General features: G+C 61.8%; 17 protein-coding genes and 1 tRNA gene. 11 read left to right on the top strand and 7 right to left on the bottom strand.

Translation table 11 applies throughout. The features are described 5' to 3' along the window. Positions 1–86: 86 nt before the first annotated feature. A tRNA-Ala gene (locus tag Q0844_RS19630) sits at positions 87–162 on the bottom strand. A gap of 89 nt (positions 163–251) precedes the next feature. Then, positions 252–584 carry a TIGR02300 family protein gene (locus Q0844_RS19625; protein ID WP_299048592.1) on the bottom strand — a complete coding sequence of 111 codons (333 nt, stop codon included), beginning with the start codon at positions 582–584 and terminating at the stop codon, positions 252–254. A 153-nt stretch (positions 585–737) separates the two neighbouring features. On the opposite strand from Q0844_RS19625, the gene Q0844_RS19620 reads away from it, so the two are divergent. From Q0844_RS19620 to Q0844_RS19610, 3 genes are read left to right on the top strand one after another with little or no spacing between them, the layout of a single operon-like run. Continuing rightward, complete coding sequence (locus tag Q0844_RS19620) at positions 738–1430, top strand: SprT family zinc-dependent metalloprotease (RefSeq protein ID WP_299048590.1); 693 nt, start codon at positions 738–740, stop codon at positions 1428–1430. A gap of 31 nt (positions 1431–1461) precedes the next feature. Next, on the top strand, positions 1462–2112 hold the full coding sequence (locus Q0844_RS19615) for a GntR family transcriptional regulator (RefSeq protein ID WP_299048588.1): 651 nt from the start codon (positions 1462–1464) through the stop codon (positions 2110–2112). Positions 2113–2170: 58 nt separating this feature from the next. After that, positions 2171–3238, top strand: coding sequence for a PAS domain-containing sensor histidine kinase (locus tag Q0844_RS19610; RefSeq protein WP_299048586.1), 1068 nt, complete (start codon positions 2171–2173; stop codon positions 3236–3238). On the opposite strand, the gene Q0844_RS19605 is transcribed toward Q0844_RS19610, so the two are convergent. Next, positions 3239–4201: an acetyl-CoA carboxylase carboxyltransferase subunit alpha gene (locus tag Q0844_RS19605; RefSeq protein ID WP_299048583.1), complete on the bottom strand. Its 963-nt coding sequence runs from the start codon at positions 4199–4201 to the stop codon at positions 3239–3241. It lies immediately after the preceding gene. Between the two features lie 58 nt (positions 4202–4259). Then, positions 4260–4853, bottom strand: a complete 594-nt coding sequence (locus Q0844_RS19600) for a LysE family translocator (protein ID WP_299048581.1) — start codon at positions 4851–4853, stop codon at positions 4260–4262. A 72-nt stretch (positions 4854–4925) separates the two neighbouring features. On the opposite strand from Q0844_RS19600, the gene Q0844_RS19595 reads away from it, so the two are divergent. Next, the gene (locus tag Q0844_RS19595; protein WP_299048579.1) at positions 4926–5378 is read left to right on the top strand and encodes an Lrp/AsnC family transcriptional regulator; all 453 of its coding nucleotides are present in this window, start codon (positions 4926–4928) and stop codon (positions 5376–5378) included. A gap of 2 nt (positions 5379–5380) precedes the next feature. Here Q0844_RS19595 and Q0844_RS19590 read toward each other — a convergent pair whose 3' ends face one another. Next, positions 5381–6583, bottom strand: a complete 1203-nt coding sequence (locus tag Q0844_RS19590) for a LytS/YhcK type 5TM receptor domain-containing protein (RefSeq protein WP_299048577.1) — start codon at positions 6581–6583, stop codon at positions 5381–5383. A gap of 98 nt (positions 6584–6681) precedes the next feature. After that, positions 6682–7149 carry a DUF302 domain-containing protein gene (locus tag Q0844_RS19585; RefSeq protein WP_299048575.1) on the bottom strand — a complete coding sequence of 156 codons (468 nt, stop codon included), beginning with the start codon at positions 7147–7149 and terminating at the stop codon, positions 6682–6684. Positions 7150–7239: 90 nt separating this feature from the next. Here Q0844_RS19585 and Q0844_RS19580 point away from each other — a divergent pair, with 90 nt between their 5' ends. After that, positions 7240–7737 (top strand): lytic transglycosylase domain-containing protein, encoded by a 498-nt coding sequence (locus tag Q0844_RS19580; RefSeq protein ID WP_299048573.1) that lies wholly within the window; start codon positions 7240–7242, stop codon positions 7735–7737. A gap of 62 nt (positions 7738–7799) precedes the next feature. Here Q0844_RS19580 and Q0844_RS19575 read toward each other — a convergent pair whose 3' ends face one another. Then, positions 7800–8759 carry an L-malyl-CoA/beta-methylmalyl-CoA lyase gene (locus Q0844_RS19575; RefSeq protein ID WP_299048571.1) on the bottom strand — a complete coding sequence of 320 codons (960 nt, stop codon included), beginning with the start codon at positions 8757–8759 and terminating at the stop codon, positions 7800–7802. A 258-nt stretch (positions 8760–9017) separates the two neighbouring features. Here Q0844_RS19575 and dgcN point away from each other — a divergent pair, with 258 nt between their 5' ends. The 6 genes from dgcN to Q0844_RS19545 all read left to right on the top strand — a co-directional run bounded on the left by dgcN (position 9018) and on the right by Q0844_RS19545 (position 13861). Then, the gene (dgcN, locus tag Q0844_RS19570) at positions 9018–10016 is read left to right on the top strand and encodes an N-acetyltransferase DgcN (protein ID WP_299048568.1); all 999 of its coding nucleotides are present in this window, start codon (positions 9018–9020) and stop codon (positions 10014–10016) included. 65 nt (positions 10017–10081) lie between these two features. After that, positions 10082–11047, top strand: a complete 966-nt coding sequence (gene dgcA, locus Q0844_RS19565; protein ID WP_299048566.1) for an N-acetyl-D-Glu racemase DgcA — start codon at positions 10082–10084, stop codon at positions 11045–11047. Next, the gene (locus tag Q0844_RS19560; protein WP_299048563.1) at positions 11044–11679 is read left to right on the top strand and encodes an exonuclease; all 636 of its coding nucleotides are present in this window, start codon (positions 11044–11046) and stop codon (positions 11677–11679) included. The genes dgcA and Q0844_RS19560 overlap by 4 nt, the downstream gene beginning before the upstream one ends. Positions 11680–11719: 40 nt before the next feature. Then, positions 11720–12583: a D-amino-acid transaminase gene (locus Q0844_RS19555; RefSeq protein ID WP_299048560.1), complete on the top strand. Its 864-nt coding sequence runs from the start codon at positions 11720–11722 to the stop codon at positions 12581–12583. A gap of 100 nt (positions 12584–12683) precedes the next feature. Further along, positions 12684–13577 carry an SPFH domain-containing protein gene (locus tag Q0844_RS19550; protein WP_299048558.1) on the top strand — a complete coding sequence of 298 codons (894 nt, stop codon included), beginning with the start codon at positions 12684–12686 and terminating at the stop codon, positions 13575–13577. Further along, a complete protein-coding gene (locus tag Q0844_RS19545) occupies positions 13577–13861 on the top strand; it encodes a hypothetical protein (RefSeq protein ID WP_299048556.1) in 285 nt (94 codons plus the stop codon). Before Q0844_RS19550 ends, Q0844_RS19545 begins: the two co-directional genes overlap by 1 nt. Positions 13862–13886: the final 25 nt, after the last annotated feature.

The raw sequence follows: 13886 nt of genomic DNA, 5'->3' as shown, positions 1-13886 counted from the left end.
GCGTAGCGGCGGAGCCGGTGCGCGTCAGTCAGCGCCTGTCTGGACGCGTGGGCGTGCCCGGTGCAGATGTGCGGTGCAGGGGGGGATGGTGGAGCATAGCGGGATCGAACCGCTGACCTCCTGCATGCCATGCAGGCGCTCTCCCAGCTGAGCTAATGCCCCATCCTTGGTGGCCGTCCTTGGCCGTGCGCCGCTGATTAGGCGCTTTGACTGGCGGGATCAAGCGAAAAAGACCCCGCCTGCCAGGCGTTTTATGACTCGTCGTCTTCGACTGCGACGTCGGCCAATTCGTCAAGCGAGACGTTGTCTTCTTCGTCGTCATCGTCGTCCAGCAGATCGTCATCCAGCTCGACTTCGACGTCGTCGTCTTCCAGCACCTGATCGTCGTCGTCCGCGGTTGTCTTGGCTTTGGCCTTGGCCGTCACGGCATCTTCGGCATCCGCTGCGATCATGCGGGTCTTGGAGCTGTCGACCTCGACCACGTCACCCGTGTAGGGGCTGACGATCGGGTTGCGGTTCATGTCGTAGAACCGTTTCCCGGTTGTCGGACACAGCCGTTTGGTGCCCCATTCTTCCTTTGGCATATGTCATCCTCTTGTCTGCGCGTAGCCCGTGTCCGGCGCTGCGTGTGCGCGCCCGGGCAAGCCTCGTGTTGCGGCGATTCTGGGCAAGTGCCATAAGGCCGGGACGGAGTCAAAGCCTTATGGCAGGGCAGGGCCCTGAGCGTGGGAGATGGGATGGCACAGCGGGTACTTCAAGGCCCTCCGGACATCGTGCTGACCTTGCGCCGTTCGGCGCGGGCGCGGCGGATCACTTTGCGCATTTCCTCGCTGGACGGGCGCGTGACGCTGACGCTGCCCCAGCATGTGCCCGAGCGTGAGGCCATCGCCTTTGCCCGTGAAAAGGAGCCGTGGATCCGCAAGCATCTGGCGGCGCGGGTCGAGGATGTCGCGGTGCGCCTTGGTGTGCGCCTGCCTGTCGAAGGGCGGGACCGCGAAATCGTGCCCGGCGCAGGGCGCGCCGTGCAGGTGCAAGGCGACCGCCTGGCCGTACCTGGTGCTGCAGATGCCGTGCCCCGCCGGGTTCAGGGGTTCTTGAAGGCCCGTGCCCGCGATGTGCTGGCGTCCGCCTGCGACCAATATGCCGCGCGCCTGGGTCGCAACTATGCCGGGTTGGCCTTGCGCGACACCCGGTCCCGGTGGGGGTCGTGTTCGTCTGCCGGGCGGCTGATGTTCTCGTGGCGCCTGATCCTGGCCCCGCCCGAGGTTCTGCACTACGTGGCCGCCCATGAGGTCGCGCATCTTGCCCAGATGAACCATTCACCCGCATTTTGGGCGGAAGTGACCCGCATTCACGGCCCCTATGACCCTCAACGCCGCTGGTTGCGCACCGAAGGCAACGTGTTGCACCGCTATCGCTTTGGTGATTGACCGCGCGACCGGCGTGTGATCACAAAAGGGCATGACCCAGGTTCCCCGCGTCCGCGACACCGCCTCGGCTGCGCATGACCGCGTGTATCGCCGATTGCGCACCCGCATCATGCATGGCGACATCGCCCCCGGACAGGCGTTGACCCTGCGCGGCATCGGCAAGCAATATGATGTATCCATGACACCCGCCCGCGAGGCGGTACGCCGATTGGTGGCCGAGGGGGCGTTGACCCTGTCGCAGTCGGGGCGTGTGTCGACGCCGGAATTGTCCAATGAACGGATCGAGGAACTGGCCGCCTTGCGCGCCCTGATCGAGGTCGAGTTGGCCACACGCGCCCTGCCACGTGCGCATCTTGCGTTGATCGAGCGGTTGCAAACGATCAACAGTGCGGTGGCCGAGGCGGTCGCCCACCGGGACGCCGTCAGCTATATCCGCACGAACCTGGAGTTTCATCGTACCCTGTACCTGCGCGCCCAGGCCCCTGCGATGCTGGCCATGGCAGAAACCGTCTGGCTGCAGATGGGCCCGACCATGCGGGCGCTGTATGGCCGGTTGCGCCGGACGGAACCGCCCCAGTACCACCGTCTGATCATCGCGGCCCTGCGCGCGGGCGATGAACCCAGCCTGCGTCTGGCCGTCCGGTCGGATGTAACCCAGGGCCTGCGCATGCTTGCCAGTTGAGCTTAAGCGTTTGGTAGCGCCCACCTGATAGACCGGCCGCACACTCAATGGAGGCAGGGTGCAACGGTTGGACTATTCGATTTACGATTTGGTGGATGCACCTGTTTTCGTGCTGGTCGCGGATGAGCGGGATCGTCCGGTGTACGATTTTCTGAACAAGGTGGGCCGGGACAGGTTGGGCAAGGACCTGTCGGACATCGTGGGCAAGGCGGCGCATGAGATATTCACCGGTCGCGCCGCGTATTCGGTGTTTCGTCAGCAATTCAAGGTGTGGCAGTCCGGCCGCTCGAGCGCGTATGAGATTGCGCTGCCCCTGAATGACGACAAGGTGTGGTTCCGCACCTCGCTTGTGGCAGCGCATGATGCATCGGGCCGGTTGCTGCGTATGGTTGGCACGTCGCACGACATATCGGCGGAACGGGCGCTGTCATTGCAGGACGCCATGACCGCCGCCGCCGCATCCGAGGTTGAGGAGATGGTGTGTCTGGCCGCCCATGACCTGCGCAGCCCGATTGGCAACATGAAGTCGCTGGCCTATCTGATGCGCCGCGATTTTGTGGATCACGGTGATGGAAAGCTGGAGTTGATCGATATGATCGACAGTCTTGCCGACAAGTCGCTGGCGGTGATCTCGGAAACGATGGCGCAGGTCATGGCCAAGAGCGCGCCCAGCATCATGGCGGAGTTCGATCTGGGCACCCTGTGTGACGACGTGCTGGTGCTGCTTGATCCGGTTCGGACCCATTCCGTGTCCTATCCGCGCGCGGTCCTGAATGCCGACGTGACGGCCCTGCATATCATATTGCGCAACCTGATCGACAATGCCTTCAAACATGCGGGCACGAAAACCGTGCGGGTGAAAGTGAGCCTGTCCCAAGTGAACGCCCAACGCCTGCGCATCTGTGTCACCGATGATGGCAAGGGGTTTGGTGCGGATGGCGGTGCCGGGCCTGCCCCCAATCCGTCGCGCCGTGGCTTTGGGCTGTCGGCGGTGCGCAGGCTGGTCAGGGCGCGCGGGGGGACGGTTGAAATCGGGTCCAACCCTGATCGCGCCGGTGCATCCGTTCAGATCGACCTGCCCGGCCGCATCGTGGCGATGGAGCAAGACACGGCCCGTGCGGGGTAATCAGGCCGCAAGCCCGGTGCTGCCCAGCCCCAGAAACTTGCGGCGCCGGTCCGCGACCAGATCAGCGGCTGACCTGTCATCCAGTTCGGACAGCATCGCCTCGATCGCCTTGCCGACAGCGGCGATGGTGGCATCGCCGTGGCGGTGTGCGCCCCCGATCCGTTCGGGGATGATCCGGTCGGTCACGCCAAGCTGCTTGAGGTCCTGTGCCGTCAACCGCAGCGCTTCGGCCGCTTCGCGCATCTTTTCGGCATCTTTCCACAGGATAGACGCGCAGCCTTCGGGGCTGATGACCGAATAGACCGAATGTTCCAGCATCGCGACGCGGTTGGCCGTGGCAAAGGCCACAGCGCCGCCGGATCCGCCTTCGCCAATGACGACAGACACAAGCGGCACGCCGATTTGCAAACACTTTTCGGTTGATCGCGCGATGGCTTCGGACTGGCCCCGTTCCTCGGCGCCTTTGCCGGGATATGCGCCGGGCGTGTCGACCAATGTGATGACCGGCAGGCCAAAGCGGTCGGCCATATCCATCAGGCGGATCGCCTTGCGGTACCCTTCGGGCCGCGCCATGCCAAAGTTCCGTTCGATCCGGGACTTGGTGTCGTTCCCCTTTTCGTGCCCGATCACCATGACAGGACGGTCACCAAACCGGGCGAGCCCGCCCATCACGGCGTGATCGTCGGCAAAGTTCCTGTCGCCCGCCAGCGGGGTATATTCAGAAAACAGGGTCTTTACGTAGTCGATGCAATGGGGCCGGTCAGGATGCCGCGCCACCTGGCATTTCCGCCAAGGCGTCAGGTCTGCATACAGGTCCTCAAGCATCTGGGCGGCTTTGGCGTCAAGCGCCGTGGCCTGGTCTGTGACATCCATATCCTCGCTTTGCCGCGCCAGTGCGCGCAGCTCTTCCGCCTTGCCCTCGATCTCGGCCAAGGGTTTTTCGAATTCCAGATATTGCGTCACGCCTGCGTCCCCGATGCGATTTGCCGCTATATGGCCGCAGGATGCACCTTTTGCAACGTCAGGGAAAGAGAACCGGGTAGAGGGAGGCCACCAGAAGTACCGCCATTGTCCAGTTGAACAGCGTCAGGCGCCACCGGTTCGTGAGGACGCGCGCCATCTGCTGGCCAAGCAAGGTCCACGAACTGACCGCGGGCAGGTTGATCGCGCCAAACACGCAGCCAACAAGCGCGATGGCCGCGAACGTGGTGTCCGGGGTGTACACCGTGACCGCTGTCAGGGCCATCGTCCACGCCTTGGGGTTCACCCATTGGAACGCGGCGGCTTGCAGGAATGTCATGGGATGCCCTGCGCGCTCTGCGTCGCTGATCGGTGCGGCGGTCGCGATCTTCCAGGCCAGGAACAGAAGATAGGCGACGGAGCCGACCTTCAGGATCAAGTGACTGACCGGATAGGCGTCAAAAACCTGCACAAGCCCGGCGCCCACCAGCAAGACCATGACCACAAAGCCGAGACCGACGCCCAGCATATGCGGGATGGTCCGGCGGAAGCCGAAATTGGCCCCGGACGCCATGAGCATCAGGTTGTTGGGGCCAGGTGTGATCGAGCTGACGAAGGCGAAGGCCATCAATGCGGTCAATAGTTCATAGGTCATGCGCAACGTATGACGTGTGTCTATGGCCCGATGGTTGCAAAGACCGGCAGCTTTGCGGTATTTTTGCAATTCATGGTGAAGTTGGATCAGAAAACCGAACAGATATTGCAAGCGCTGTCGGACAACGGGCGTATCAGCAATATCGAACTTGCGGATCGGGTTGGCCTGTCCCCGTCCGCATGTCTGCGCCGGGTGCAGGAGCTGGAACGGTCAGGTGTGATCACCGGATATCGCGCGGTTCTGGACCGAACCAAGCTGGGCACCGGTTTTGTCGCCTATATCGGTGTCGGATTGAATGATCACACGAAAGCCAGCCAGGAGGCGTTCGAGCGCGCCATTGCGCGGGCGCCCGAGGTTCGTGAATGCCACAACATCACCGGAACGATCGAGTATCTGCTGCGCATCGAATGCGCTGACTTGCCCAGCTACAAGGCGTTTCATACCGATATGCTGGGGGCCTTGCCGCAGGTGAACAGCATCACGACCTATGTCGTGATCGGTTCACCCAAGGACGAGCGGGCCTAGCGTCAGCCCTGACGGATCACGCGCCGCATCTTGGTGTCAGTCTCGTCGAAAAGCCTGCGAAACGTCTGGCTGCATATGCCATTGGGAAGGCTTGGGTCGGCGGTGTGACTTGCGCGGTCATGCACGGTGCCAGCGCTGTCACTGGTGTGGCGGCGGGCCGAGATTGACTGGCGAATATCCAGAGCTGTCAGATCGGGACGGCTGGGAGACCGAATATTGAAGCTTTCGACAAGCACGGCCAAAGGTACATTGATATCGTCATCAAGTGAGAGCGGTGTTTCCGACGCCAAGCGCCGGAGCGCCTTCCGCAAGGGGCGCAGGTCCTGCACCTCGCGTGCCGCGATGGGAACCAGTATGCGTGAACTTGGGTCAATGCCCAGCGGGCGCTGATCATTGAACAACGCGGCCAACCGAATGCGCAGCGCACCAAGTGCCTTGTCGTGGGCGTCGTCGCCCCATGTCTTTTTCAGCCAGCTGGCGTTTTTGAGGGTAATGGCGGCCACGGCGGCGATGCGGTGCGCGTCATCCGCCGCGTGAAAATGCGACACCTCGCGCGTGAAGGCGTCCAGCGACAAAAGCCGTGTGATCGGATCGACCTGGGCCGCTGCGGACAGGTGCGCCTGCTGCAGGACCTGGTATTGCACGCGCAACAACATCCAGCCAAACGCTGGCACACAGAGGCAATTCAGGACGAACATGGTTGGCGCGGCTTCGGTAAAGTACCAACGCATGATGTCGGCGGGCACAAGAAAGGCCGATAGCATGTGCAGATTGACGCCCAGACCGAGGATCAGCAGCTTTCGCGTGTCACCGCCCCTGAAACGGGCGGCCGTGATTGACCAGACATAGCCGACGCAGCCGGCGATCAGCATACCCGCGACGCCCGCAACCATACCGACCCCGCCAATCCCGAGGCGAAATGCGACCGCAATGGCAAGGCAGGTCAGCAACCCGCGCAGGCCCAGAAACGCGCCCGCCAGCACAATTGGCACATTGCGCATGTCGATGATGACGCCGTCCGTTGGGCTGAGCGGCATTGACATTTGCAGCCCCACGACAAGGCCAAAGAAAAGCCCGAGCAGCGGCGGGGCGAACCAACCGATTTTCAGACTGGGTGCAAGTGCGCTGAAGCTCACCACCAGCAGTCCGAGCACCGCAAGCGAACTTACGAAATCCAGCAATACAGTTGCGTCGACATTCGCCATTGCGCTTCCCTTCTACCAACTGCCCGTATCGGCCAGACTGGTGAAGGAAGCGGAAACGGACCCGATTGGATCCCGGCTAGATGCTTCAAATTTAGCGCTTATTGGGCCGCATCTGCGGCGATCCGGGCAAAGATTTCATCCAGTTCAGCCGCCAGTTTCGCAAGGTCCGGACCCGCTTCGTCGACATAGGGGGCAAAGACGGTCGAAGGCAATTTGTAGCTGAGCGTTGCAGTGTCGTCCGCGTTTTCGGTGACATAGACGCGCACGGGCGCTTCGATCATGGCGGCGGTCGACAGGGTCAGGATATTGACGGCATAGACATTGTTGAACAGACCGATGACCCGATTGCCCGGAATGGTGATGCCGCGCGACTTTGCGGCCCCGGTTGGACCGGCCTGGGTCACGACGCCCATCTTGTTTGCCTTGGCGGCTGACTTTACATCCGCGATCAGCTGATCGTAGCCCTTTGTCGTGGGTGTAACGGACCAGCCTTCGCGCGGGGCCATTTCGGCCAATGCCGTCAGCGGTGTCAGGGTCAGGGCAAGGGCGGCGAGAAGGGCGCGCATGGGGGGTCTCCGTCAGGGCGTGATGCACGGCAAGAAAGCATGTGCGCGGGGTCTTGCCCAATCACGTCTGTGTGCGTGGCGTCCCGGTCCATGTCGCGATATCGCACCCCCATGATGCGATTGATCCTGATGTGTGTGGTGGTTTGCCTCGCCGCCTGTTCCGCGCCCGAGCCGGAGGTGCCGCCCGCGCCGGTCGTGCCGCTTTATCCCAACGAAACGCCTGCCCTGCGTGCGCAGATCGAATTTGCCGCCGCCCAGAACGAGATACCCGTCGCGCTGGTTCAGCGGGTCGTCATTCGGGAAAGCACCCATCGGCCTGCGGCGCGCAATGGGCCCTATTACGGCCTGATGCAGATCCTGCCCGCAACCGCGCGTTCCATGGGGTTTCGCGGGCAGCCAAATGACCTTCTGGATGCAGAGACGAACCTGAAATATGCCACCCGCTATTTGCGGGGGGCGTGGCTTGTGTCCGGCGGAGATATGGATGCGGCCGTGATGTGGTATGCGCGCGGCTATTACTTTGAGGCCAAGCGTTTGGGTCTGATTGCCGAAACGGGCGTGGACGGGCGCAAGGTCTGGCCGGATTAAAACGGACGGTTCGGCGCTGCTTGCTGTTGCAAAGTCGCCCCGCCCGCCGTCCCGCCCGCTGCCTAGTGCCCGGCGATCATCTCTGATTGCTTGACGATCACCTCGGCCTGTTTGATCGACGCAATATCAACCAGTCGCCCCTTGTAGACCGTCGCGCCTTCGCCATTGGCCTTTGCGGTTTCCATGGCTGCAAGGATTTCGCGCGCTTCGGCCACGGCCTCGTCCGATGGAGTGAACACGTCGTTTGCCAGCGCCACCTGTTTTGGGTGGATCGCCCATTTGCCAACCATCCCAAGGGTGGCAGAGCGCAGGGCCTGGGCCCTGAACCCTTCGTCATCCGAAAAATCGCCAAAGGGGCCGTCAACGGGCAGGACCCCATGTGTGCGGCAGGCCGCAACAATGGCCGCCTGTGCCCAATGCCATGGGTCCGACCAGTGTTTTTCACCGTCGCGGTACATGTAGTAATGCTCCTGCGTTCCGCCGATGCCTGTTGTCGCCATGCCCATTGAGGCTGCGAAATCTGCGGCTCCCAGCGACATTGCCGCGAGGCGTGGCGATGCGGCAGCGATGTCTTCCACATGGGCGATACCTGCGGCGGATTCGATGATCACCTCGAATGCGATCGGTTTTGTGCGGCCCTTGGCCGCTTCGATCGATGAGACAAGCGCATCCACGGCATAGATGTCGGCGGCGTTGCCCACCTTGGGGATCATGATCTGATCCAGTCGGTCGCTGGCTTGCTCCAGCAGGTCGACCACGTCGCGATACCAATACGGACTATCGAGGCCGTTGATGCGCACGCTGAGCGTCTTCTTGCCCCAATCGACATTGCCTATCGCGTCAATGACGTTGGCGCGCGCGCTGTCCTTGTCAGAAGGGGCCACGCTGTCTTCAAGGTCGAGGTTGATCACGTCGGCGGCTGAGGCCGCCATCTTTTCGAAGATCGCAGGGCGCGAACCCGGCCCAAAGAGCTGACAGCGGTTCGGACGTGCGGGAGGTGTCGGTTGAAGGCGGAAAGACATGGCGCGACCTTTGGTAAGATAATTTCGTTTGCGGCAGTTTGGCTGGTATTAAATTGCGTTAGAGGCTGCAAGAGTCATTTTGCAGGTGCAGCATGGCGAGGACGTTTCCGATGCATTGGTGGGCGTATTCGAAGTATCTTGCGTCATTGCCTAATCGCCCGCACGTTTCTTCGGCATTTCATGGTTTTTCGATAAGGTTCACGATGTGATTGCGTCTGCGATCCATAGAATGTCGCGTGACGATCAAGGGGATGTCAGATGATTCAAACACCGTATCTTTTGTTCCTGGGCGATGCGCCGGACCAGCTTGCCGCCAAAGTTGCGCAGGGGATCAAGGACTGGCGTCCGGAAAACGCCGTGGGGCAAATCCGGCTTGAAGGATGCGGGGCCGATATGGGCGTCACAGACATGACGCTGGAAGAGGGGCTGGCCGCGGGTGCCAAGACCCTTGTGATCGGTGTCGCCAACCGGGGCGGTGTGATCTCTGACAAATGGAAGGTGGTTCTGGTTCAGGCCTTGCAGATGGGTTACGACCTTGCGGCTGGATTGCACAATCTTTTGCGCAACGAGGACGAGCTGCAGGCGGCGGCGAAGGTCAATGGCCGCACGTTGCACGATGTTCGGGTGCCGTCGGTGGCCTATCCGATTGCAAACGGCAAGAAGCGCAGCGGCAAGCGTGTCCTGGCCATCGGCACGGATTGTTCCTGCGGCAAGATGTATACCGCCATGTCCATGGATGCCGAGATGCGTGACCGCGGCATGAAGTCGGATTTCCGCGCCACCGGGCAGACCGGTATCCTGATCACCGGCAAAGGCGTACCGCTGGATGCGGTGATCGCGGATTTCATGGCGGGCGCGGTTGAATACCTGACGCCGGACAATGACGACGATCACTGGGATCATATCGAGGGGCAGGGCAGCCTGTTTCACGTGTCTTACTCCGGCGTGACCATGGCCCTGATCCATGGCGGGCAGCCGGATGCGTTGGTTCTGTGCCACGAACCGACGCGGACACATATGCGCGGACTGCCGCATTACGGCCTGCCGTCGCTGGAGACCTTGCGCGATACCGCGTTGCCCATAGCCCGTGTGGCCAACCCGGACTGCTTTGTGGCCGGGGTGTCCGTAAACACCAAGGCCCTCGACGAGGATGCGGCGCGGGCCTGTTTGGCCGAGATCGAAGAGCGCATGGGCCTTCCGGCCACTGATCCGTTCCGATTTGGTGCTGGCGTGCTGGTGGATGCATTGGCATCCTGAGCGTGGTGTGCCGGGCTGATCGGCCCTCGGGGCGGAGGATTTCTTGAAGCGGGGAAGGTGGACATATGCGCATTGAAGTGACGCGGGACGTGTTTCGCCTGGCGCAGGTGTTCACCATTTCACGCGGGTCGCGGACCGAAGCGCATGTGCTGACCGTGCGGGTCAGCGATGGCCTTCATAGCGGCCGGGGCGAATGCGTGCCCTATGCCCGCTATGGTGAGACGCTTGATACCGTAACGGCCGAGATTGAGGCGTTGTCCGGTGATCTTTCCCGCGCGGAACTGTACGATGTGTTGCCCGCCGGTGCCGCCCGGAATGCAGTTGATTGTGCCCTGTGGGATCTGGAGGCGAAGCGCGCGGGCAAGCGCGTGTGGGAGCTGGCCGGGATGAGCGCGCCCGGCCCCGAAATTACCGCCTATACCCTGTCGTTGGACACCCCGGATGCGATGCGCGCGCAGGCCGAACACAATGCGCATCGCCCCGTACTGAAGATCAAGTTGGGCACGCCGGACGATATGCCACGGCTTGAAGCCGTGCGTGCCGGTGCACCACGGTCCCGGATCATCGTGGATGCAAATGAAGGCTGGTCAGCGGCGGTGTATTCCGATCTTGCTCCTCATCTGGTTCGGTTGGGTGTGGCGCTGGTCGAACAGCCCCTGCGTGCCGGCGAGGACGATGCCCTGATCGGGATGGACCGGCCAGTACCGGTCTGTGCCGATGAAAGCTGCCATGATCGGGCCAGTCTGCCCGCGCTGAAGGGCAAGTATGACATGATCAACATCAAGATAGACAAAACCGGTGGCTTGACCGAAGCACTTGCCTTGCGCGCGGCGGCCATGGCCGAAGGGTATGGGATCATGGTGGGTTGCATGGTTGGATCGTCACTGGCGATGGCGCCCGCCACATTGGTGGCGCAAGGTGCAGCGGTGACCGATCTGGATGGCCCTCTTTTGCTGGCGGAGGATCGTGAGGCGCCCCTGGTGTTTGACGATGCGGGTGTTCACCCGCCGACCGAAGCCCTTTGGGGATGAGCCGAACCGCCCTGATATACGATTGCGAGTTCGCGACGGCGCCGGGTGCGCCACAGCGCTTTTGGTGCGGACCGTTGGACCCGGACCCCGTCGTGTTTCAAATCGGAGCGGTGCGGTTGTCGCTGGATCCGCCGTTTGACGCGTTGGCGCGGTTCGAGGTGTTGATCCGCCCGATGGGCCGCGACGGTGCACCGATGCAGCTGCATCCGTTGAACGCAACGCTGACCGGGGTGTCCGATGATCGATTGGCCCGCGAAGCTGTGCCGTTGGCCGAGGCGCTGGATCGCTTTGCGGCCTTTGCAGGCGAAGACCGGATATGGGCCTGGGGCAAGGACGAATTCAACCTGATGGCCATCAGTTGCTATGTGGCCGGTATTGCGCCGCCCATACCGGCGACACGGTTTGGCAACGCCCCCGAACTGTTTCTGGAGGCCGGTGTGCCACTGGACGTGATCCACAGTCTGCGCAGCAACACGATGCTGGATCACTTCGGCCTGACCCTGCCCGATGCTCGCGGCCACGACGCGCTGGGTGACGCGCGGATGGTGGCCGAGGTTTTGCGACACCTGATGCAGGAGGGGCGGCTTGATCCGATGCGGCTCTGCGCCCCCTTGCATGGATCTGATACCTGACATATCGCCAGTCCCGATGACCGCCGGAAGGAGCCAAACCATGACGCGCACCGTGTATGTGAACGGAGAGTATCTGCCCGAGACCGAAGCAAAGGTGTCGATCTTTGACCGCGGGTTTCTGATGGCCGACGGCGTGTACGAGGTGACATCGGTGCTGGATGGCAAGCTGATCGACTTTGACGGGCACGCCGTGCGGTTGCAGCGGTCGCTGGATGAGCTTGAGATGCAGTCGCCCATTTCCAAGGATGATCTGTTGGAGGTGCACCGCGAGCTGGTCCGTCTGAACGGGATCGAGGAGGGGATGATCTATCTCCAGATCACGCGCGGCGCGCCCGATGATCGCGACTTTGTCTTTCCTGACCCGGAAACGACGCCGCCCACCATAGTCCTGTTCACGCAGAACAAGCCCGGTCTTGCCGACAATCCCGCCGCCAAGATCGGCATGAAAGTCATCAGCATCGACGATATCCGCTGGGGGCGCCGCGATATCAAGACCGTTCAGCTGCTGTACCCATCGATGGGCAAGATGATGGCCAAGAAAGCAGGCGCTGACGATGCCTGGATGATCCAGGACGGATACGTGACCGAGGGTACCAGCAACAACGCCTATATCGTGAAGGGCAACAAGATCATCACGCGGGAGACGTCGAACGACATCCTGCACGGGATCACACGCGCCGCGGTGCTGCGTTTCGCCCAAGAAGCGCAGATGGAGGTGGAAGAGCGCAGTTTCACGATCGATGAGGCGCGTGAGGCCGATGAAGCCTTTATCACGTCGGCCTCGACCTTCGTGATGCCGGTTGTCGAGATTGATGGCGCGAAACTGGGTGACGGGACACCGGGACGTGTCGCGCCCCGCTTGCGCGAAATCTACCTGGACGAAAGCCGAAAGGCTGCCATCTAAGCACCGGAATTCAGGCCCGCTTTTCGATTACCCCTTGAAAAGCAGGCTTTTTCTTCCCATTTTTAAATGTGAACAACATTAACATCGAGGGATAAATTAAATGACTGAAGAAATTCTGCTGAGTTTGCTGAGTGAGAACCTGATCCTGATCCTTGGGGCCGTGTTCCTGATCGTCTGCCTGTTTCTTGGCGTCCGCATCGTGCCACAGGCAGACAAGTTCGTGGTCGAGCGTTTTGGCCGTCTGCACGCCGTGCTGGGCCCTGGCATCAACTTTATCGTGCCGTTTCTGGACGTGGTGCGTCACAAGGTGTCCGTGCTGGAGCGGCAATTGCCGAACGCAAGCCAGGATGCCATCACATCTGACAACGTGCTGGTTCAGGTGGAAACCAGTATCTTCTACCGCGTGACCGAACCCGAGCGGACGGTGTACCGTATTCGCGATGTGGACGGGGCCGTGCAAACCACTGTGGCAGGCATCGTGCGGGCGGAGATCGGCAAGATGGAACTGGACGAGGTACAGTCGAACCGGTCGCAACTGATTGCCCAGATCAAGCATCTGGTCGAAGAGGCTGTGAATGACTGGGGGATCGAGGTGACGCGGGCCGAAATCCTGGATGTGAACCTGGACAAGGCAACCCGGGACGCGATGTTGCAGCAGCTGAATGCCGAACGCGCGCGTCGTGCGGCGGTTACAGAGGCCGAGGGCAGCAAGCGTGCCACGGAACTGAATGCGGACGCCGAATTGTATGCGGCCGAGCAGGCGGCCAAGGCACGCCGGGTCGAGGCAGAGGCCGAAGCCTATGCCACGCAAGTGGTGGCCGACGCGATTGCCACCCACGGCATTGAAGCGGCGCAGTATCAGGTGGCGTTGAAACAGGTCGATGCCGTATCAACCATTGCGTCCGGGGCGGGTCAACAGACCATTGTTCTGCCCGCCAGCGCGATGGACGCCTTTGGCGAGGCCTTTGGCATGCTGACCGGGAGGAAGTCGTGATGACTGCGTTGTGGAGCATCTGGTGGGTCTGGATCGTTGCCGCACTTGTGCTGGCCATGATCGAGGTCTTTGTACCCGCGTTTGTTTTTCTTGGCATGGCCATTGGGGCCGTCGTGGTCGGCGTCGCATTGGGCTTTGGCGCGCTGGGTTGGATCGGCGCGGGTCTGCCAGCGTTGCTGCTGCTGTTTGCGGTGTCTTCGGTTGTGGCTGCGGTTGCCCTGCGCAACGTGATCGGCGTGCGCCGCGGCCAGGTCAAGATCTGGGACCGCGATATCAACGATTGACGCCCGAGGCGGAGGACATCTCCGC

Source organism: uncultured Tateyamaria sp. (genome assembly GCF_947503465.1).
Classification (GTDB): Bacteria; Pseudomonadota; Alphaproteobacteria; order Rhodobacterales; family Rhodobacteraceae; genus Tateyamaria.
The sequence above is the reverse complement of the archived record's forward strand: the minus strand, read 5'-3'. Positions and strand labels throughout refer to the sequence as shown.